Genomic DNA, 17,956 nt, shown 5'->3' on the forward strand with positions numbered 1-17,956 from the left:
AGGCCAGCGGGGGAGCGTTCGCTCTCCCGCGCGACCTCCCGCGCGACCCCGTCCGCGATCTCTCCCGCAGGCGCCCGCCCCGGCACCGGGGCACACCGCCCGTACCCCGCCGACCGCGGCCGTGGCACACTCGGTTCCGATGGGCATATCGGCTCCGGGAATGCGGGTGGCGCGCGCGGCGGTGTTCGCGGCGCTCTGTGTCACGCTCTCCGCCGGAGCGCATGTGCTGCTCTCCGGTGAGCCGCTGCCCCTGCCGACCGTCGCCGTGGTCTCCCTCGCCGTCTTCGGCCTCGCCCTGGCCCTCGTCGGCCGCCGCGAGCACGGCTTCGGCACGATCGCCGCGCTGCTCGTCCCGGCGCACCTCGCGGCCGACACCGTCTTCACCACGGGCCAGGCCACGTGCTACGGCCCCGGCGGCGGGCCCGTGACGGGCCCGCTCCGGCTGCTCGGCGTCGATCTCCTGTGCGCGGGCGGCGACGTGGGCCCCCCGCTGGCCGGGCTCGCGGGCGGCGACCCCGTCCCGTTCGCCGCCGCCCCCGCGGGGCCCTGGCTGCTGCTCGCCGCGCACGTGGCCGTCGGCCTGGCCGCCGCGGCCTGGCTCCGCTGCGGCGAGCGCGCCCTGGCGCGGACGCTGCGCTCCGCCGCCGCCGCGACGTTCCGCCCGCTGTTCGTCCCGCTCACGCGCGCCGCCGTCCCCGCCCCCGTGGACCCTGGCCCCCGCCGCCCGCGCCGCGTGCTCGCGGCCCCCGCGCTCCCCGCGCTCGCCCACTCCGTCCTGCGCCGCGGACCCCCGGTGGCCGCGCCCGCCCACTGACCGCACCGCGCACGCGCCGACCACGTCGCGCCCGCGCGCCGCGTTCCGTGGCGGGCCCCCGCCCACCGACCGGATACCACACACCACGGAGACCATCCACCATGAGCAAGCGCAATTCCTCCGAGGCCAAGCGCGCGGCCCGCGAGCGCCTCAAGGCCGAGCGCGAACGCCAGGCCAGGCGCGAGAAGGTCCGCAGGCAACTCACCGTCGGCGGCTCGGTCGTCGCGATCCTCGCCGTCGCGGGCGGCATCGGCGTCGCGGTCGCCAGCATGGGCGACGGCGACGACGCCACCGACTGGGGCGCCGTCGCCGAGCAGGTGCAGGACGGGGAGGGCGACTTCCCCACCGATGCCCCGGCCCACGCCTCGGGCGACGAGGGACTGACCGTCCGCGTCGGCGACGAGGACGCCGCCAACACCCTCACCCTCTACGAGGACGCCCGCTGCCCTGCCTGCGCCGACTTCGAGCAGTCCCTCGGCCCGACCGTTCGCGAGGGCATCGACAACGGCGACTACGCGGTCGAGTATGTCTTCGGCACCTTCCTCGACGACAACCTCGGCGGCTCGGGCTCGAAGAACGCCCTGGGCGCCCTGGGCGCGGCGCTCGACGTCAGCCCCGAGGCGTTCCTCGACTACCACGACGCGCTGTACTCCGCGGACATCCATCCCCCGGAGTCCGCCGACGAGTTCGGTGACGACGAGCGGCTGATCGAGATAGCCGCGAACATTCCCGAGCTCGCGGACAACCAGGAGTTCGAGAACGCCGTCACCAACGACACGTTCGCCGTCTGGGCGTTGCGGATGTCGGACAAGTTCCAGGCGGACCCCGACGTCGAGGGCACGCCCACGCTCAAGTTCAACGGCGAGGTCATCGAACGGCCCGCCACGCCCGAGGACTTCCAGGCCGTGATCGAGGCCAACAGCGTCCAGGGCTGACCCGCGCCACCTCCCGCCCACGGGCGGGCGATCCCCCGGCCCCCGGCCCCCCGGGCCAAGACGCCCGGTTCGCCCGCCCGTTGGCCACCGGCCTCAGCTGACCCCATGACGGGGGCACAGCCAGGTCAGGTGATCGACGGCCGCTTCGAGCTGCTCCAACGGCTCGGCCACGGGGGCAACCACATCGTCGACCTGGACCCGCACCCGTGGCTCGTGATGGAGCTGCTACCCCTCTATGTCCTGGCCGAGGGCTACGGCCCGCTGCGCCGCGGCACGACGCTGGCCACGCTCTCCGCGGTCCACGAGGACCGGTGCCGCCGCCCGTCAGGTCGGGCCCGCTCGGCGACGTGCTCAGGCGCTGCTGGTCAAGGACCCGGCCGCCCGCCCCGACGCCGCGCGCCTCGACGCGATGCTGGCCGCCGTCGAGCGGGAGGTGGGGCCCGGCGTGGCCCACTCCCCCACCGAGACCGGGGTCAGGCCCGCCGCCACCACGGACCCGCTCGCCGCGCCCCCGCGCCGGGACGCCGCCCGCACCCGGGTGATCACCGCCGCCGTGGCCGCCGTCCTGCTGATCGGCGCGGGCGCCCTGACCGCGTCGCTGCTCCGGGGCGGCGGCGACCGCCTCGACGAGGGCGGCGAGCGCGGCGGCGGCGAAACCCCGTCCGTCGACGAGACCGAGCAGAACGACCCGGCCCCGCCGACGCCCGAGCTCACCCCCGAGCCCGAGCCCGAGCCGGAGCCCGAGCCCGAGCCCGAGCCCGAAGACGAGGAGACGAACGAGGAGACGGAGGAGGGCCGTTGGGTGGCGCAGCTGTTCTCCGAGTCGGTCGACTCCGGCACCGCCGCGCGCGACGAACGCCTCGACGCCGTCCGCGCGAACGTCCCCGAGGCCGAGGTGCTGCTCAGCGCCGACTGGGCCTCGCTGCGCCCCGGCTACTGGTTCATCTACGCCCCTGGCCTGTTCGCCGACGGCAACGCCGCGCTGGCGTTCTGCGCCGAACGCGGCCTCACCACGGGCAACGAGTGCGTCGGCCGCTACCTCAGCCACGACCCCGCCGACGCGGACCTGTTGTGCAACCCCGACAGCCTCGCCACCAGCCGCTGCGACGACGGCTAGGTGTACTGGCTCTAAGACCCCGCGTCGAGAGACCCCGCGTCGAGCCCGTCGAGGAAGCCCAGCACCGTGCGCCACGTCGCCTCGGCGGCCCCCTCGTCCCAGTCGTCGAGACCACGGTCCGTGTACAGGTGCCCCGCGCCCATGTAGTGGTAGACCTCCACGTCGGCCCCGGCCCGCCGCATCCGCAGATACCAGGCGTTGAGCCAGTCGTAGGGTTCGAACGGGTCGGGGTCGGCGACGTGCAGCTGCACCGGGAGCCCGTCGGCCGAGGCGTCGTCGGCCAGGTCGGACGTCCCGTGCAGCAGCACGAGACCGCGCGCCTCACGGTCGCCGAGCGCCAGGGTCTGCGCGATCGAGGCGCCCATCGAGAACCCCGCGTACACCAGGCCCTCGTCCGCGTGCGGCGCGCTGGCCGCGACCGCGCGGCGCAGCAGCTCGTCGCGGCCAATCTCCTCGCTGATCGCCATCCCCGCCTCGACGGCGTCCGCGGTGCGCCCTTCGTACAGGTCGGGCACCTCGACCCGGTGCCCCGCGGCGGCCAGGCGGTCGGCCGCCTCCCGCACGGCGGGGCGCGGCCCGTAGGCGGAGTGGATCAGCATGACATGGCTCACGGCGTCGATCGGCCCTTCCGTGGTACCTGTGGGTCTCGTCGGCACATCCTGCCAGTTGGCCTGGCCCGTTAGCCTGGCAGTGGGAACGGCGACACGTACCCCCTGACACCCGACGGAGAGGCGATCCACCCCATGGAGGACGTGCTGCGACCGCTCATGGTCATCGTCGGCACCATCACGCTGACGCTGGCGCTCGGCTGGCTGATCGACCGGGCGCTGCGGGTCGCGGACGCCCGGCAGCCGCACACCCAGCTGTGGTCCCTGCTGCGGCGCTGCCGCATGCCGCTCCAGGTGCTGCTCGCCTCCTCGGCCGTGCAGGTCGTCTACAGCGCGTTCGATCTCCATCTGCGGCGCGACGACATCGTGCGCAGCGCCCTCGCGATGGTGACGATCTTCTCGGCGGCCTGGCTGACGATACGCGCGGCCGGTGCCGTCGCCGAGAACTTCCTGGCCCGCTACGAGTCGCGCACGACCGACCAGGCGCGCGTGCGGCAGTTCCGCACCCAGCTCGCGATGATCCGCCGCGTGGTGACCACGGTTCTCGCGGTCGTCGCCACCGCGTTCGTGATCCTGCTGGTCTTCCCCAGCCTGCGGGCGCTCGGCACCTCGATGCTGGCCTCCGCGGGTGTGATCGGCGTCATCGCCGGTGTGGCCGCCCAGTCGATGCTCAGCAACTTCTTCGCGGGCCTCCAGATCGCGTTCGGCGACTCGGTCAAGATCGGCGACACCGTGGTGGTGGACGGCGAGTGGGGCACCATCGAGGAGATATCGATGGCCTTCCTCACGGTCAGGATCTGGGACGACCGGCGCCTGACGATGCCCGTGTCGTACTTCAACAGCAAGCCCTACGAGAACTGGTCACGCGGCGGCAACGAGATCACCGGCACCGTCTTTTTGCACCTTGACCACACCACGCCCGTCGCCGAGCTGCGCAAGCGGCTCCAGGAGTTCCTGCTGGGCCGCCCCGACTGGGACGGCCGCGCCTGGAGCCTGGTGGTCACCGACACGACGCCCTCCACGATCCAGGTGCGCGCCGCGATGTCCGCGCGGAACGCCGACGACGCCTGGACGCTGCGCTGCGCGGTCCGCGAGGAGCTGATCGCGTGGCTGCGCGACAACCACCCCTACGCGCTCCCCCGCGTCGCCACCTCCCCCGCCGCCGTCCCCCCGGCCCCGCGCGACACCCCGTCGCCCGAGAAGATCTGAGGATCTGGGCAAGGGCCCCAACGACGCGGCGCGCCAGGGACGTTCAGGCGCTCCCGACGCTCAGGCGCTCTCGGCGCTCAGGCGCTCTCGGCGCGCAGCCGCTCCAGCGCGGTCCTCAGGTCCTCGGGGTAGCGGCTGGCGTACTCGACCCACTGCCCGCCCCCGGGGTGGGTGAAGCCGAGCCGCACCGCGTGCAGCCACTGCCGGGTCAGCCGCAGCCGCTTGGCCAGCGTCGGGTCGGCGCCATAGGTCAGATCGCCGACGCACGGGTGCCGGTGGGCCGACATGTGCACCCTGATCTGGTGGGTGCGGCCCGTCTCCAGCTTGATGTCGAGCAGGCTGCTGCCGCGGAACGCCTCGATCAGGTCGTAGTGCGTCACCGACGGCTTGCCGTCCGCGGTGACCGCCCACTTCCAGTCGTGCTGCGGATGCCGCCCGACGGGCGCGTCGATCGTGCCGCTCAGCGGGTCGGGGTGGCCCTGCACGAGCGCGTGGTACCGCTTGTCCACGGTCCGCTCGCGGAACTGCTGCTTGAGGTGGGCGTACGCGGGCTCCGACTTGGCGACCACCATGAGCCCCGACGTCCCGACGTCAAGGCGGTGCACGATGCCCTGCCGCTCGGCGGCCCCCGACGTCGCGATGCGGTACCCGGCCGCGGCGAGGCCGCCGATCACAGTGGGGCCGCTCCAGCCAGGGCTCGGGTGCGCGGCGACCCCGACCGGCTTGTCCACGACGACCAGCTCGGGGTCGTCGTGCACGATCTCCATGCCCTCGACGGGCTCGGCCTCGATCGCGGGCGGCGCCGCGGGCGCGGGCATCTCCACCTCGAGCCACGAACCGCTCATGACGCGCTCGGACTTGCCCACCTCGGCGCCGTCGAGCCTGACCTTCCCCGCGGCGGCGAGCTCGGCGGCCTTGGTGCGCGAGAAGCCGAGCATGCGGGCCAGGGTCGCGTCGACGCGCTCACCCTCAAGCCCTTCGGGAACGGGCAGGGTACGGGTCTCGGGAACGGTGCTCACCCGTCCGAGTATGCCGGACGGCGCGATGGCCCAGGGACGGAGCGTCAGTCGCGGTGCACGGTCCCGTCGGGGTCGAGGCCGCGGAAGGACAGCAGCACGACGAGGATGCCGCCGCACACGATCGCCGAGTCGGCGAGGTTGAAGACGGCGAAGTACTTGGGGGCGATGAAGTCGACCACATGCCCCTGGAACGCGCCGGGCGCGCGGAAGAGGCGGTCGGTGAGGTTGCCGAGCGCGCCGCCGAGCAGCAGCCCGAGCGCGACGGCCCACGGCGCGCTGTACAGCCTTCTGGCCAGCCGGATGATGACGACGATGACCGTGGCGGCGATGCAGGTGAACACGACAGTCAGCGCCTCGCCGATGCCGAACGCCGCCCCGCCGTTGCGCAGCGCCTCGAAGCGGAGCCACTCGCCGAAGATGTCGATCGGCTCCTCGTGCTCCAGCCACTCGACGACCATGATCTTGGTGACCAGGTCGAGCAGATACGCGAACGCCGCGACCCCGGCCAGCACGCCGACCCGCCGCCGGCCGCGCCCCGCGCCCGGCTCCGCGTCCTCGGGCCCGCCCCCGGGCTCCCGCTCGTCGTCCACCGCGGCGGCCTCCGCCGAGGTGGCCTCAGGAGTGGCCTCGGCCACGTCCTCGGGGTCGTCGGGGGTCTCGATGGTCCGCTCCGCCTCGCTCACGGGATGAGGGTACGCCACGCCAGTGCGAACACCGGAAATCCGCTCCGTCGGCCGCCCCGGCCAACGGACGCGTCGGCGCCGGGGGCCACCGGACGCTGCCTAGAGCCGCCGCTCCTGCTTCTGTTTGCAGTCCACGCACAGGGTCGCCCTCGGGAAGACCTGCATCCTGGCCTTGCCGATCGGGTTACCGCAGCTCTCGCACAGGCCGTAGGTCCCGGCCTCGAGGCGCTTCAGGGCGCGCTCGGTCTGGTAGAGCATCTCCCTGGCGTTGCTCGCGAGGGCCATCTCGTGCTCGCGCGTGACGTTCTTGGTGCCGGTGTCGGCCTGGTCGTCGCCCGCGCCGTCGCCCGAGTCGCGCATCAGCCCGGTCAGCGCCTCCTCGACGGACCTGATCTCCCCGCGCAGCCGGTCGGCCTCGACCGTCAGCTCGTCCCTGGCCTGGGCGACCTCCGCCGCCGTCCAGGGCTCCTCACCCGACCTGACGGCGAGATCGCCGGGAACGGCCGGCGCCGCGGCGCGGACCGACGGCACCGGGGGAACCGGTTCACCCGCCGTCCCCTTCTTCGCTGCCACCATGGCGTCGGCTCCTTCACATAGTGTGATCTTGCTCGCGAATCGTGACCGGAACGATAAATCGACCGGGTGGGCGCGGCAACGGGGGCGCGCCGGTCTCCCTGCCTTGTGCCCCGCCCGGCCCCCGGTGTAACCGGTGCCCACCCGCCGCGAGCGGACCGTACACTGGGGGCAGCGAAAGGCGTTGATGGGGACGAGTAGCGCCGTCAAGCCGCCACGAGCGACCCGGGGGCGGTGTGAGCCCGGGGGCGGACGCGGTGTGAAGATCACCCCGGAGCCGTCGGCAGAAAGCTCTTCGAGCGAGTAGATCCGGCGTCGCGGCCCAATGAGCGGGCCAGGGGCACCGGCCGTCACGGCGGCCACGCGCCCCGGCCAAGGAGGGTGGTACCGCGGGAGCGCTCGCTCTCGTCCCTCCGTCGGAGATCACGACGTGTGTCCGCCGGAGGACGATCCGATGACGCAGTACCGCCACATCCCAGCGCAGGTCGACCTGCCCGCGCTCGAACACGAGGTGCTTGAGCTGTGGCAGGCGAGCAAGACGTTCGCCCGCAGCGTCGAGCAGTCCGCGGGCCGCCCCGACTGGGTGTTCTACGAGGGCCCGCCCACCGCCAACGGCATGCCGGGGGCCCACCACATCGAGGCGCGCGTCTTCAAGGACGTCTTCCCCCGCTTCAAGACGATGCGCGGCTTCCACGTCACCCGCAAGGCGGGCTGGGACTGCCACGGCCTGCCGGTCGAGCTGGCCGTGGAGAAGGAGCTCGGCTTCACCGGCAAGCAGGACATCGAGGCGTACGGCATCGCCGAGTTCAACGCCAGGTGCCGCGCGTCCGTGACGCGGCACACCGACGCGTTCGCCGAGCTCACGAACCGCATGGGGTACTGGGTCGACCTCGACCACGCCTACCGCACGATGGACCCCGAGTACATCGAGTCCGTGTGGTGGTCGCTCAAGGAGATCTTCGGCAAGGGCCTCCTCGGCCAGGACCACCGCGTCGCCCCCTGGTGCCCGCGCTGCGAGACCGGCCTGTCCGACCACGAGCTGGCGCAGGGCTACGAGACGGTCGTCGACCCCTCGGTCTATGTGCGCATGCCGCTGGTCTCCGGGCCCCTGGCGGGCGAGGCGTCGCTGCTCGTGTGGACGACCACGCCCTGGACGCTCGTCTCCAACACCGCCGTCGCCGCCCACCCCGGCGTCACCTATGCCGTGGCCACCGACGGCACCGAGCGCCTCGTCGTCGCCGAGCCGCTGCTCGCCGCCGCGCTGGGCGACGGCTGGACGGCCACGGGGCAGACGTTCACCGGCGCCGAGATGGAACGCTGGTCCTACCGCCGCCCGTTCGACCTCGTGGACTTCGGGGGCGCACAGGCGCACTACGTGGTGAACGCCGAGTACGTCACCACCGAGGACGGCACGGGCCTGGTCCACCAGTCGCCCGCGTTCGGCGAGGACGACCTCGTCACATGCCGCGCCTATGGCCTCCCCGTGGTCAACCCCGTGCGCGCCGACGGCACGTTCGACGAGGGGCTTCCGCTGGTCGGCGGGCAGTTCTTCAAGAAGGCCGACGAGGCGCTGGTCGCCGACCTCGCCGAGCGCGGGCTGCTGTTCCGGCACCTGCCCTACGAGCACAGCTATCCGCACTGCTGGCGCTGCCACACCCCCCTGCTCTACTACGCACAGCCCGCCTGGTACATCCGCACCACCCGCGTGAAGGACGCGCTCCTGCGGGAGAACGAGCGGACGACGTGGTACCCCGAGTCGATCAAGCACGGGCGCTACGGCGACTGGCTCACCAACAACGTCGACTGGGCGCTGTCCCGCAACCGCTACTGGGGTACCCCGCTGCCCATCTGGCGCTGCGACGCGGGCCATCTCACGTGCGTCGGCTCGCTCGCCGAGCTCTCCGAGCTCTCGGGCGCCGACCAGTCGGGCCTCGACCCGCACCGCCCGTTCATCGACGAGGTCGTCTTCGGCTGTCCCGAGGACGGCTGCGACGCGACGGCCACACGCGTCCCCGAGGTGATCGACGCGTGGTACGACTCGGGCGCGATGCCGTTCGCGCAGTGGGGCTACCCCTACCGGAACCGCGAGGCGTTCGAACGCCGTTACCCCGCCCAGTACATCTGCGAGGCGATCGACCAGACCCGCGGCTGGTTCTACACGCTGATGGCCGTCGGCACCCTGGTCTTCGACCGCTCCTCCTACGAGACCGTGGTCTGCCTCGGCCACATCCTCGCCGAGGACGGCCGCAAGATGTCCAAGCACCTCGGGAACATCCTGGAGCCCATCCCGCTCATGGAGCGGCACGGCGCCGACGCCGTGCGCTGGTTCATGGCGGCGGGCGGCTCGCCCTGGTCGGCCCGCAGGGTCGGGCACGGCACTATCCAGGAGGTGGTCCGCAAGACGCTGCTGACCTACTGGAACACCGTCGCGTTCCAGGCCCTGTACGCCAGGACGTGCGGCTGGGCCCCGTCGGACGCCGACCCGGCGCCCGCGGAGCGGCCGTTGCTCGACCGCTGGCTGCTCAGCGAGCTCAACGCCCTGACGGACATGGTCACCCAGGCCATGGACAACTTTGACACCCAGCGCACGGGCAAGCTCATCTCCACGTTCGTCGACGACCTCTCCAACTGGTACGTCAGGCGTTCACGCCGCCGCTTCTGGCAGGGCGACCCGGCGGCGCTGCGCACGCTGCACGACGTGCTGGAGACCGTGACGCGGCTGATGGCCCCGATCGTGCCCTTCGTGACCGAACGCGTCTGGCAGGACCTGATCGTCCCCGTGACCCCTGGCGCCCCCGACTCGGTGCACCTGGCGTCCTGGCCCGAGGCGGACCCGTCGCTGGTCGACCCGGATCTGTCGCGCGACATGCTGCTGGTGCGGCGCCTGGTGGAGCTCGGCAGGGCCACGCGCGCCGAGTCGGGCGTGAAGACGCGCCAGCCGCTCTCCCGCGCGCTGGTCGCGGCGCAGGGCTTCGAGCTACTCGACGACGACCTGCGCGAACAGATCGCCGAGGAACTGAACGTCGCCACGCTGGCCTCGCTCTCCGAGATGGGCGGCTCGCTCGTGGACACCTCGGCCAAGGCCAACTTCCGTGCGCTCGGCCGCCGTTTCGGCAAGGGCACCCAGCCGGTCGCCCGGGCCATCGCCGAGGCGGACGCCGCCGCGCTCTCCGCGGCGCTGCGCGCGGGCACGGCCACGGTCACGGTGGACGGCGATGAGGTGGCCCTGTCGCCCGAGGAGGTCATCATCACCGAAACGCCGCGCGAGGGCTGGTCGGTGGCCTCCGACACCGGGGCGACGGTGGCGCTCGACCTGGAGATCACGCCCGAGCTGCGCCGCGCTGGCCTGGCCCGCGACGCGATCCGGCTGATCCAGGACGCCCGCAAGAACAGCGGCCTCGAGGTGACCGACCGGATCGAGGTCCGCTGGAGCGCGACCGACGGCGAGACCGCGCGCGCCCTGGCCGACCACCGGGACCTGATCTCCGCCGAGGTGCTGGCCACCGGCTTCACCGAGGTCGAGGGCGGGGCCGAGGGCGAAGGTGAACGGGAAGGTGAACGCGCGGGCTGGGGCGAGCCGTTCGGCGAGGGAGTGCTTGGCGCGACGTTCCGCCTGCGGCGCGCATGACCGAAGGGCCGGGGCCCGGACCTCGCGGTCCGGGCCCCGGCCCGTGATATGCCGAACGCCGTCAGGCGGCGCGGAGGCGCGTCAGTTGTCGTCCTCGTCGATCAGGAAGCCGCGCATCGGCGAGGGAGCCTGCTGCATCGGCTGCGGACCCTGCGGCCGCACCGGCGCCATCGGCTGCGTCATCGCGGGCGACATCTGCTGCTGGCCGCCGTACGAGGGCGGGCCCGAGGGGCCGCCATGACCACCGTGGCCACCATGGCCGCCATGACCGCCCATCGGCTGGTTTCCGCCGAGGGACTGGTGGCCGCCCATGCCCGCGCCAGGCCCGGCCGGGGCGCCCGCGGAGGCGAGCGACGGCTGCGGAGGAGCGGGGAGCGAGGGGGCCGCGGGCGAGCGCGGCGGGGCGAGCGAGTCGTCGGACTGGCTCTCCAGCTGCCTCAACTGGCTCTCCAGGTACGACTTCAGGCGCGTGCGGTACTCGCGCTCGAAGCCGCGCAGGTCCTCGACCTTGCGCTCCAGCGTGGCGCGGGCGGACTCCAGGGAGCCCATCGCGACGCGGTGCTTCTCCTGCGCGTCCCGCTCCAGCGCGTCGGCCTTGGCGCGGGCGTCCCGCTCCAGGCCCTCGGCGCGGCTGCGCGCCTCACCGACGATCTTGTTGGCCTCGGAACGGGCCTCCGCGATCGCCTGGTCCGCGGTCTGCTGGGCCAGCGAAAGCACGCGGGCCGCGCTCTCGTTGCCGCCCTGCTGCTGCGGCATGCCGGGACCGCCCATGCCGGGGCCACCCATGCCGGGAGGGCCACCGAGTCCCTGACCGCCCATGCCACCACCGGGCAGAGCCTGCCCGCCATGGGTGCCGTGGCCGCCCATCGGCACCGGGGCGCCGGGGTGACCCTGCGGCCCACCGGGGCCCATCGGACCGCCGGGGCCGCCATGGCCCATCGGGCCAGGACCGCCGGGGTGGCCCTGGGGACCACCGGGGCCGGCGGGAAGTTGCGGAGGGCCGCCCATCTGCTGCTGGTGCTGCTGCTGGTGCTGCTGATGCTGCTGGGGACCCGGACCCGATATGGCCGACATGGGCCCGCCCGGGCGGTCCTGCGGGTCGGGCTTCCGCATGTTCTGCTGGTTCTGCGCGGCAGCCCGGGTCGCGGCGGCCAGCTTCGCGCGGAGATCCTCGTTCTCCCTGAGCAGCCGGGTCAGCTCTGCCTCGACCTCGTCGAGGAAGGCGTCGACCTCGTCCTCGTCATAGCCTTCTCGGAGTCGGACGGTGGTGAACTGCTTGTTCCTCACGTCCTCGGGGGTCAGCGGCATCTCTTCACCTCAACGTAATTCGTCGGCATATCGGCTAGACCGTACTCGTTCACAGCCCGGCCACGACGCTGATCAGGATGTAGACGATGATCATGAGTACGAAGAAGGACAGATCGAGCGCCACGCCCCCGAAACGCAACGGTGGGATGGCCTTCCGCAGCGCCTTCAGTGGCGGATCGGTGACAGTGTAGGTGGCTTCCAGGGCCACGACCATCGCCCTGCCGGGGCTCCACGAACGCGCGAACATGAACACGTAGTCCATGACCAGGCGAAAGAGCAGCAGGCCGAGCAGGCAGTACAAGGCAATCAGGACCACCTGTTGAACGATGCCCATCCTGCCTGTCCCTCTCCCCTTGTCTCATGCTCCGGCCGGGCGGCCGAAGCAGCGTCTTCCGGTGTCCTGTCGTCAGCTCTGGTTGAAGAACCCGCCCTCCGCGATGCGGGCCTTGTCCTCCGCCGTTACATCGACGTTAGCAGGCGACAGCAGGAACACCTTCTGCGTCACCCGCTCGATGCTGCCATGGAGACCGAAGACCAGACCAGCGGCAAAATCGACAAGTCGCTTTGCATCCGTGTCGTCCATCTCCGTGAGGTTCATGATCACGGGAGTGCCCTCGCGGAAGTGTTCCCCGATGGTACGGGCCTCGTTGTACGTCCTTGGGTGGAGCGTGGTGATCCTGTACGGCTCCCGCTCTGACACGACCTTGGGCATGATCACCGGCGCGCTCTTCTCCAGGTTCTGTCGTTCGGATGTGATGGAAGACACGGGAGCGATCCTCCCGGGCCGTCTGCTTTCGGCCAGCACGGGAGCGGGTGTTGGCTCCGGCTCCCGCGGCGCTGGGGGGTGCACGACCCGCACCGGCTCCTCGGCCCGCTCCCGCCGCGGGGGCTCGTGCGCCGGCTGGCGCCTGCCCCGTTCGGGCTCGGGCTCCGGCTCGAACTCGTCATCGGGGCCGTAGCCCGCGCGGTCGTAGCCGTCGTCCTCCACGAGGCCGAGGTAGACCGCCATCTTGCGCATCGCGCCAGCCATCGACTGCGTCCTCCGCTCCCTGGTGGATCGGCTCCGATCTGCCCGGGCCGCGGATCCACGTAACCTGCCCCACTTAGGTGGGATTGACCATATTTTCGACTCTGGGGCCCTCGCCTGGCGACGTTACCCGAGGGCGGGGCGGACTCCGAGCACCGCGCTGCCCACGCGCACGTGTGTCGCTCCCGCGGCGACGGCGTCCTCCAAGTCCGCACTCATACCTGCCGAGACCATGTTCGCAGCAGGATGGTCGGCGCGCAGGTCCCTTGCGATTTCCGCAAGCCGCTCGAAAGCGGCATCCGGCGAACCGGCGTACGCACCCGCGAGCGGCGCGACGGTCATCAGACCGGCGAGCCGCAGCCCCGGAGCGGCCGCGACCGCGGCCGCCAACTCGCCCACGCCGTCAGGCGCGACACCCCCGCGGCCACCGCCGAGGCCCGACTCCTTCTCCAACGCCACCTGAAGCAGACAGTTGAGGGGCGCACGCCCGGCGCTCGTGACAGCGGAGGAGAGCGCGGACACCAGCTTCGCGCGGTCCACCGAGTGCACATAGTCCGCGTAGGAGAGGACGGAGCGCACCTTGTTGGTCTGCAACTGCCCCACAAAGTGCCAGGTCAGCGGGAGATCGGCACACGCGGCCGCCTTCGCCGACGCCTCCTGGTCGCGATTCTCCGCAACGTCGCGCACCCCGAGATCCACCAGCGTGCGGACGTCATCGGCGGGGTAGGTCTTGGTCACCACGACGAGCGTCACCGACTCCCGCGCGCGCCCCGCGGCCTCGCACGCGCGGGCGATGCGCCTCTCCACGCGTGCGAGCCCTTCGGCCAGTTCGGCCCGGCGCCGCTCCGGCGCGCTCATGACGCGGCCAGCCACACGTAGCTCGCCTGCCGACCGGTCGGTCGCTCGCGGCGGTGGGAGAAGTGGTCGGCCGACTCGAGCGTGCAGACCGGGGAGAGCGTCACATCGGTGACGCCCGCGGCGTTCAGCTGGATCAGCACCCCGGCCGGGATGTCGACGGCCGGAGTCCCGGCGCGGGTCGTCGCCGCGCACCCCGGCACCCGCTCCTCCGCGTCGTCGCGCATCTCCCCCGGCACCTCGTAGCACCGCCCGCACACCGAAGGGCCGGTGCGGGCCGCGATCCGGCCCGGCTCCGCGCCGAGCGCGCGCATCGCGGCGATCGTCTCGGGGACCACCCCGGCCAGCAGCCCCGGGCGCCCGGCGTGCGCCGCGCCCACGACCCCGGCGACCGGATCGGCCAGAAGCACCGGCGTGCAGTCGGCGGTGATCACCGCGAGCGCGAGCCCCCGGCGCGCGGTGACCACGCCGTCCGCCTCGGGCGCGACCCCGTCGGGCCACGGGTCGCCCGCGACCACGACCCTGCTTCCGTGTACCTGGCGCAGCCAGCGGACCGAGGCGGGGTCGAGGCCCGCGGCCTCGGCGGCCAGCTTGCGGTTGGCCAGGACGGCGGAGGGGTCGTCCCCCACCGCGCCCCCCACGTTCAGGCTCTCATACGGAGCGGCGCTCACCCCGCCCCACCGGTCGGTGAAGGCGAAGTGCGCGCCGCTCGCTGTGGACTGCCGCTCTATCACTGTGACGTCATACCGTGCGCGGGGCCGCCGCGGCTACTTCAGGAAGTCCGGAACGTCCAGCTCCTCGACCTGCCCGCCGTCATAGGGCCGGGCGGACGGGACCTGGGGCGAGCCCTTGGGGTCGCGGACCGGGTCGGACTGCTGCTCGGGCTGGCCCGCGTCGCGTCCGTCGAGCACCGAGGGCTCCCGCGGGGGCAGCGAGCCGAGGCCGCCGAACGAGGGGCGCTCGGGCTCGGGCTCGGAGCGCTCGGGGGCGGGCGGGGAGACGCTCTCCTCCTTGGCGCCGTACGCACCGAGCGCCTTGTCGCGGCTGCGGGACGGCGGCTGGCCGCCGTCGAAGCCGGCCGCGATGACCGTCACGCGCACCTCGTCGCCGAGGGCGTCGTCGATGACGGCGCCGAAGATGATGTTCGCCTCGGGGTGGGCCGCCTCGCTGACGAGCTGCGCGGCCTCGTTGATCTCGAAGAGGCCGAGGTCGGAGCCGCCCGAGATGGAGAGGAGGACACCGCGGGCGCCGTCGATGGACGCCTCGAGCAGGGGGGAGGAGATGGCCATCTCGGCGGCGGCCACCGCGCGGTCGTCGCCGCGGGCCGAGCCGATGCCCATGAGTGCCGAGCCCGCCTCGGACATCACGGACTTGACGTCGGCGAAGTCCAGGTTGATCAGGCCCGGGGTGGTGATGAGGTCGGTGATGCCCTGGACGCCGGAGAGCAGCACCTGGTCCGCGGACTTGAAGGCGTCGAGGACGCTGACCTGGCGGTCCGAGATGGACAGCAGCCGGTCGTTCGGGATGACGATGAGGGTGTCGACCTCGTCGCGCAGCTGGGCAATGCCGTCCTCGGCCTGGTTCGCCCTGCGGCGGCCCTCGAAGGTGAACGGGCGGGTGACCACGCCGATGGTCAACGCCCCGAGGGAACGCGCGATGTTCGCCACGACCGGCGCGCCACCCGTGCCGGTGCCGCCGCCCTCGCCCGCCGTCACGAAGACCATGTCGGCGCCCTTGAGGACCTCCTCGATCTCCTCCCGGTGGTCCTCGGCAGCCTTGCGACCGACATCGGGGTTGGCGCCGGCGCCGAGCCCGCGCGTGAGCTCGCGGCCGACGTCCAGCTTGACGTCGGCGTCGCTCATCAGCAGCGCCTGCGCATCGGTGTTGATCGCGATGAACTCGACGCCCTTGAGACCGACCTCGATCATCCTGTTGATGGCGTTGACACCACCGCCGCCGATACCGACGACCTTGATGACTGCGAGGTAGTTCTGCGGTGCTGCCACGTCGAAGGCCTCTCGCCTCGATTTACGTGTCGCCGCTCCGCGGGTGCCGCAGCGCGTCGACGGATGCCGATGGGACGGGTGGATAAGCCGTCCCGAACCCTAACGCCCAAGTTTAGGGTTACCTGTGCTCGTCGTTCCTTGGATTCCTCGGAACGGACACTAAGTCGACAAGTGGTACGCGTTCAACGAACACGCCGAACCTCCTGTTTTTCTTTTCACCCTATGTGATCGCCGCCTGCGCCGCCGCACGGGGGTCAACCTCCGGACGCCGCGGGGGCGCTGGGCGCGCTGACGTCGAAGTGCCGTGCGCCGTCGGCCGCGTTCATGACCGCGACCAGCGCGGTGGCCTTCGCCTCCGAATCCTCCGCGCTCCCCCAGCGGATCACGCGATCCCCCGACAACTCAAGGGTGATGGCGTCGAACGACGCGACGCGGACGACGTCAAGGTCCTCGCGCACGGCGCCGGGCAGGGCCTCCACAACCGAGACGGCCTCCGCGCGCACGCGGTCCTCGCCGAAGCGCCGCAGGCTCGGACTCTCCGTCAGCTCCATCGCGAGCAGCGGCACCCCGGGCAGCGCGTCGGCGCGCTCGCCGAACACGACGCCGTCCCCGTCCACCTCGCGGAACGCGTCGCCCGCCGCGATCAGCGCGGCGGGGCTGCGCTCCGTCACCTTGACCGTGACGCCGTGCGGCCAGCCGCGGACCACGTCGACCGAGGCCAGGCGCGGCAGTTCCGCGAGGAGCCGGTCGCCGATCGCTCCCTTGTCCAGGGAGGCCATCGGCGACCCGACGGGGACGTCGGCCACCTCCAAGATCTGATCCTCGGTCAGCACCCGGGGGCCTTCGTGCCAGCGGACCGAGACGCGCTCGACGCGCAGCCAGTCCGAGCCGTAGAGCGCCCACGCGCCGAAGCCGCCGAGCAGCGCGGCCAGGACGAGGAGCGCGGCCACAGGGCCGGGCCGCCCGAACCAGCGGCGCCCGCGCGCGGGCGGGCGGCGGCCGGAGTCCGACGTGCGGGGCGGTCCGCCGCGTTGCGCTGTCGTCGCTCCGGCCACGTGTCCTTCAACTCCCCAGTCGCGCGCTACGAACGGCGCGCGGCGATCGCCTCGTGCACCATGCCGACCAGCAGCTCGTCGGCGTCCCTGCGGCCGAACTCGGCGGCTGCGCGGGACATGGCCAGCAGCCGGCCCGGATCGGTCAGCACCGGAAGGACCGTTCCCCTGACCCAGTCCGGCGTCAGCTGGGCGTCGTCGATCAGGAGGCCGCCGCCCGCGTTCACCACCGGCTGGGCGTTGAGCCGCTGTTCGCCGTTGCCGATGGGCAGCGGGACATAGGCGGCGGGGAGCCCGACGGCGGACAGCTCGGCGACGGTCATCGCGCCCGCGCGGCAGAGCATCATGTCGGCCGCCGCGTACGCGAGGTCCATGCGGTCCACATACGATAGCGGGACATAAGGGGGCATCCCCGGCATGGTGTCGATCTGCGGCAGCTCGTTCTTGGGGCCGACCGCGTGGAGGACCTGGACGCCGGAGCGCTGAAGGGCGGGAACGGCGGTGGCGATGACCTCGTTGAGCCGCCGCGCGCCCTGCGAACCCCCTGAGACCAGCAGCGTCGGCAGGTTGGCGTCGAGCCCGAAGAACCGCCGCGCCTCGTGCCGCAGCGCGCTGCGGTCCAGGGTGGCGATGGAACGGCGCAGCGGGATGCCGACGTAGCGCGCGTGCCGCAGCTTGCTCTCGGGGGTCGAGACGGCGACGAAACGGGTGTAGCGCGCGCCGATCCGATTCGCCAGCCCGGGGCGGGCGTTGGCCTCGTGGACCACGATCGGGACGCGCTGGCGCTTGGCGGCGAGATAGCCGGGGAGGGCGACATAGCCGCCGAAGCCGATCACGCAGGCGGCCTTGGTGCGTTCGATGATCTCCTCCGCCGCCTTGATCGTGCCGCGCAGCCTGCCCGGGACCGTGATCAGCTCGGGCGTGGGCTTGCGCGGCAGCGGAACGGCGGGAATCAGGCCGAGCTCGTAGCCGCGTTCGGGCACGAGCCGGGTCTCGAGACCGCGTTCCGTGCCCAGGGCCGTGATGCCCACGGTCGGATCCTGCCTGCGCAGGGCGTCCGCGAGGGCGAGCGCCGGCTCGATGTGGCCGGCGGTCCCTCCGCCGGCGAGGACAACATGCACC

General features: G+C 72.5%; 16 protein-coding genes and 1 pseudogene. 5 read left to right on the plus strand and 12 right to left on the minus strand.

Annotated features, from left to right (window positions below; all coding sequences use genetic code 11):
• The first annotated feature begins 139 nt into the window (after positions 1 to 139).
• The 3 genes from DEH69_RS09685 (at position 140) to DEH69_RS09695 (ending at position 2,866) form a co-directional block, all read left to right on the plus strand.
• Positions 140 to 814: a hypothetical protein gene (locus DEH69_RS09685; protein WP_113686511.1), complete on the plus strand. Its 675-nt coding sequence runs from the start codon at positions 140 to 142 to the stop codon at positions 812 to 814.
• A gap of 101 nt (positions 815 to 915) precedes the next feature.
• Positions 916 to 1,749: a DsbA family protein gene (locus tag DEH69_RS09690; RefSeq protein WP_113686512.1), complete on the plus strand. Its 834-nt coding sequence runs from the start codon at positions 916 to 918 to the stop codon at positions 1,747 to 1,749.
• Positions 1,750 to 1,984: 235 nt separating this feature from the next.
• A complete protein-coding gene (locus DEH69_RS09695) occupies positions 1,985 to 2,866 on the plus strand; it encodes a hypothetical protein (protein ID WP_147255505.1) in 882 nt (293 codons plus the stop codon).
• 11 nt (positions 2,867 to 2,877) lie between these two features.
• Here the strand turns inward: DEH69_RS09695 and DEH69_RS09700 are convergent, their stop codons facing one another.
• On the minus strand, positions 2,878 to 3,465 hold the full coding sequence (locus DEH69_RS09700) for a dienelactone hydrolase family protein (protein WP_113686514.1): 588 nt from the start codon (positions 3,463 to 3,465) through the stop codon (positions 2,878 to 2,880).
• A gap of 144 nt (positions 3,466 to 3,609) precedes the next feature.
• Between DEH69_RS09700 and DEH69_RS09705 the strand changes: the two genes are divergently transcribed.
• Positions 3,610 to 4,683 carry a mechanosensitive ion channel family protein gene (locus DEH69_RS09705; protein ID WP_113686515.1) on the plus strand — a complete coding sequence of 358 codons (1,074 nt, stop codon included), beginning with the start codon at positions 3,610 to 3,612 and terminating at the stop codon, positions 4,681 to 4,683.
• 77 nt (positions 4,684 to 4,760) lie between these two features.
• Here the strand turns inward: DEH69_RS09705 and DEH69_RS09710 are convergent, their stop codons facing one another.
• From DEH69_RS09710 to DEH69_RS09720, 3 genes and pseudogenes are all read right to left on the minus strand, one after another.
• Positions 4,761 to 5,702: an RluA family pseudouridine synthase gene (locus DEH69_RS09710; RefSeq protein WP_113686516.1), complete on the minus strand. Its 942-nt coding sequence runs from the start codon at positions 5,700 to 5,702 to the stop codon at positions 4,761 to 4,763.
• A 44-nt stretch (positions 5,703 to 5,746) separates the two neighbouring features.
• The gene (gene lspA, locus DEH69_RS09715) at positions 5,747 to 6,385 is read right to left on the minus strand and encodes a signal peptidase II (protein WP_113686629.1); all 639 of its coding nucleotides are present in this window, start codon (positions 6,383 to 6,385) and stop codon (positions 5,747 to 5,749) included.
• Positions 6,386 to 6,484: 99 nt separating this feature from the next.
• A pseudogene (locus DEH69_RS09720) lies at positions 6,485 to 6,895 on the minus strand (TraR/DksA family transcriptional regulator); the annotation flags it as partial.
• Between the two features lie 517 nt (positions 6,896 to 7,412).
• Here DEH69_RS09720 and ileS point away from each other — a divergent pair.
• Complete coding sequence (gene ileS / locus DEH69_RS09725; RefSeq protein WP_113686518.1) at positions 7,413 to 10,586, plus strand: isoleucine--tRNA ligase; 3,174 nt, start codon at positions 7,413 to 7,415, stop codon at positions 10,584 to 10,586.
• A gap of 81 nt (positions 10,587 to 10,667) precedes the next feature.
• Here ileS and DEH69_RS09730 read toward each other — a convergent pair whose 3' ends face one another.
• The 8 genes from DEH69_RS09730 to murG form a co-directional block, all read right to left on the minus strand.
• Positions 10,668 to 11,894: a DivIVA domain-containing protein gene (locus DEH69_RS09730; protein ID WP_113686519.1), complete on the minus strand. Its 1,227-nt coding sequence runs from the start codon at positions 11,892 to 11,894 to the stop codon at positions 10,668 to 10,670.
• A 49-nt stretch (positions 11,895 to 11,943) separates the two neighbouring features.
• Positions 11,944 to 12,228: a YggT family protein gene (locus tag DEH69_RS09735; RefSeq protein ID WP_113686520.1), complete on the minus strand. Its 285-nt coding sequence runs from the start codon at positions 12,226 to 12,228 to the stop codon at positions 11,944 to 11,946.
• 72 nt (positions 12,229 to 12,300) lie between these two features.
• The gene (locus tag DEH69_RS09740; RefSeq protein WP_113686521.1) at positions 12,301 to 12,924 is read right to left on the minus strand and encodes a cell division protein SepF; all 624 of its coding nucleotides are present in this window, start codon (positions 12,922 to 12,924) and stop codon (positions 12,301 to 12,303) included.
• Between the two features lie 123 nt (positions 12,925 to 13,047).
• Positions 13,048 to 13,779: a YggS family pyridoxal phosphate-dependent enzyme gene (locus DEH69_RS09745; RefSeq protein WP_113686630.1), complete on the minus strand. Its 732-nt coding sequence runs from the start codon at positions 13,777 to 13,779 to the stop codon at positions 13,048 to 13,050.
• Positions 13,776 to 14,510, minus strand: a complete 735-nt coding sequence (gene pgeF, locus DEH69_RS09750; protein WP_113686522.1) for a peptidoglycan editing factor PgeF — start codon at positions 14,508 to 14,510, stop codon at positions 13,776 to 13,778. Before pgeF ends, DEH69_RS09745 begins: the two co-directional genes overlap by 4 nt.
• Before the next feature lie 33 nt (positions 14,511 to 14,543).
• Positions 14,544 to 15,782 carry a cell division protein FtsZ gene (ftsZ, locus tag DEH69_RS09755; RefSeq protein WP_113686523.1) on the minus strand — a complete coding sequence of 413 codons (1,239 nt, stop codon included), beginning with the start codon at positions 15,780 to 15,782 and terminating at the stop codon, positions 14,544 to 14,546.
• Between the two features lie 254 nt (positions 15,783 to 16,036).
• Positions 16,037 to 16,837 (minus strand): cell division protein FtsQ/DivIB, encoded by an 801-nt coding sequence (locus DEH69_RS09760; protein ID WP_113686524.1) that lies wholly within the window; start codon positions 16,835 to 16,837, stop codon positions 16,037 to 16,039.
• 26 nt (positions 16,838 to 16,863) lie between these two features.
• Positions 16,864 to 17,955, minus strand: a complete 1,092-nt coding sequence (gene murG, locus DEH69_RS09765) for an undecaprenyldiphospho-muramoylpentapeptide beta-N-acetylglucosaminyltransferase (protein WP_113686525.1) — start codon at positions 17,953 to 17,955, stop codon at positions 16,864 to 16,866.
• Position 17,956 lies beyond the last annotated feature (1 nt).

Origin of the sequence: Streptomyces sp. PT12 (assembly GCF_003311645.1) — a bacterium.
In the GTDB taxonomy this organism is placed as follows: Bacteria; Actinomycetota; Actinomycetes; order Streptomycetales; family Streptomycetaceae; genus Streptomyces.

Bases quoted from the DNA above. Each gene is read 5' to 3' on its own strand.
- DEH69_RS09685 (WP_113686511.1), top strand. From the start codon at position 140: ATGGGCATATCGGCTCCGGGAATGCGGGTGGCGCGCGCGGCGGTGTTC.
- DEH69_RS09690 (WP_113686512.1), top strand. From the start codon at position 916: ATGAGCAAGCGCAATTCCTCCGAGGCCAAGCGCGCGGCCCGCGAGCGC.
- DEH69_RS09695 (WP_147255505.1), top strand. From the start codon at position 1,985: ATGTCCTGGCCGAGGGCTACGGCCCGCTGCGCCGCGGCACGACGCTGG.
- DEH69_RS09700 (WP_113686514.1), bottom strand. From the start codon at position 3,465: ATGCTGATCCACTCCGCCTACGGGCCGCGCCCCGCCGTGCGGGAGGCG.
- DEH69_RS09705 (WP_113686515.1), top strand. From the start codon at position 3,610: ATGGAGGACGTGCTGCGACCGCTCATGGTCATCGTCGGCACCATCACG.
- ileS (WP_113686518.1), top strand. From the start codon at position 7,413: ATGACGCAGTACCGCCACATCCCAGCGCAGGTCGACCTGCCCGCGCTC.
- DEH69_RS09730 (WP_113686519.1), bottom strand. From the start codon at position 11,894: ATGCCGCTGACCCCCGAGGACGTGAGGAACAAGCAGTTCACCACCGTC.
- DEH69_RS09735 (WP_113686520.1), bottom strand. From the start codon at position 12,228: ATGGGCATCGTTCAACAGGTGGTCCTGATTGCCTTGTACTGCCTGCTC.
- DEH69_RS09740 (WP_113686521.1), bottom strand. From the start codon at position 12,924: ATGGCTGGCGCGATGCGCAAGATGGCGGTCTACCTCGGCCTCGTGGAG.
- DEH69_RS09745 (WP_113686630.1), bottom strand. From the start codon at position 13,779: ATGAGCGCGCCGGAGCGGCGCCGGGCCGAACTGGCCGAAGGGCTCGCA.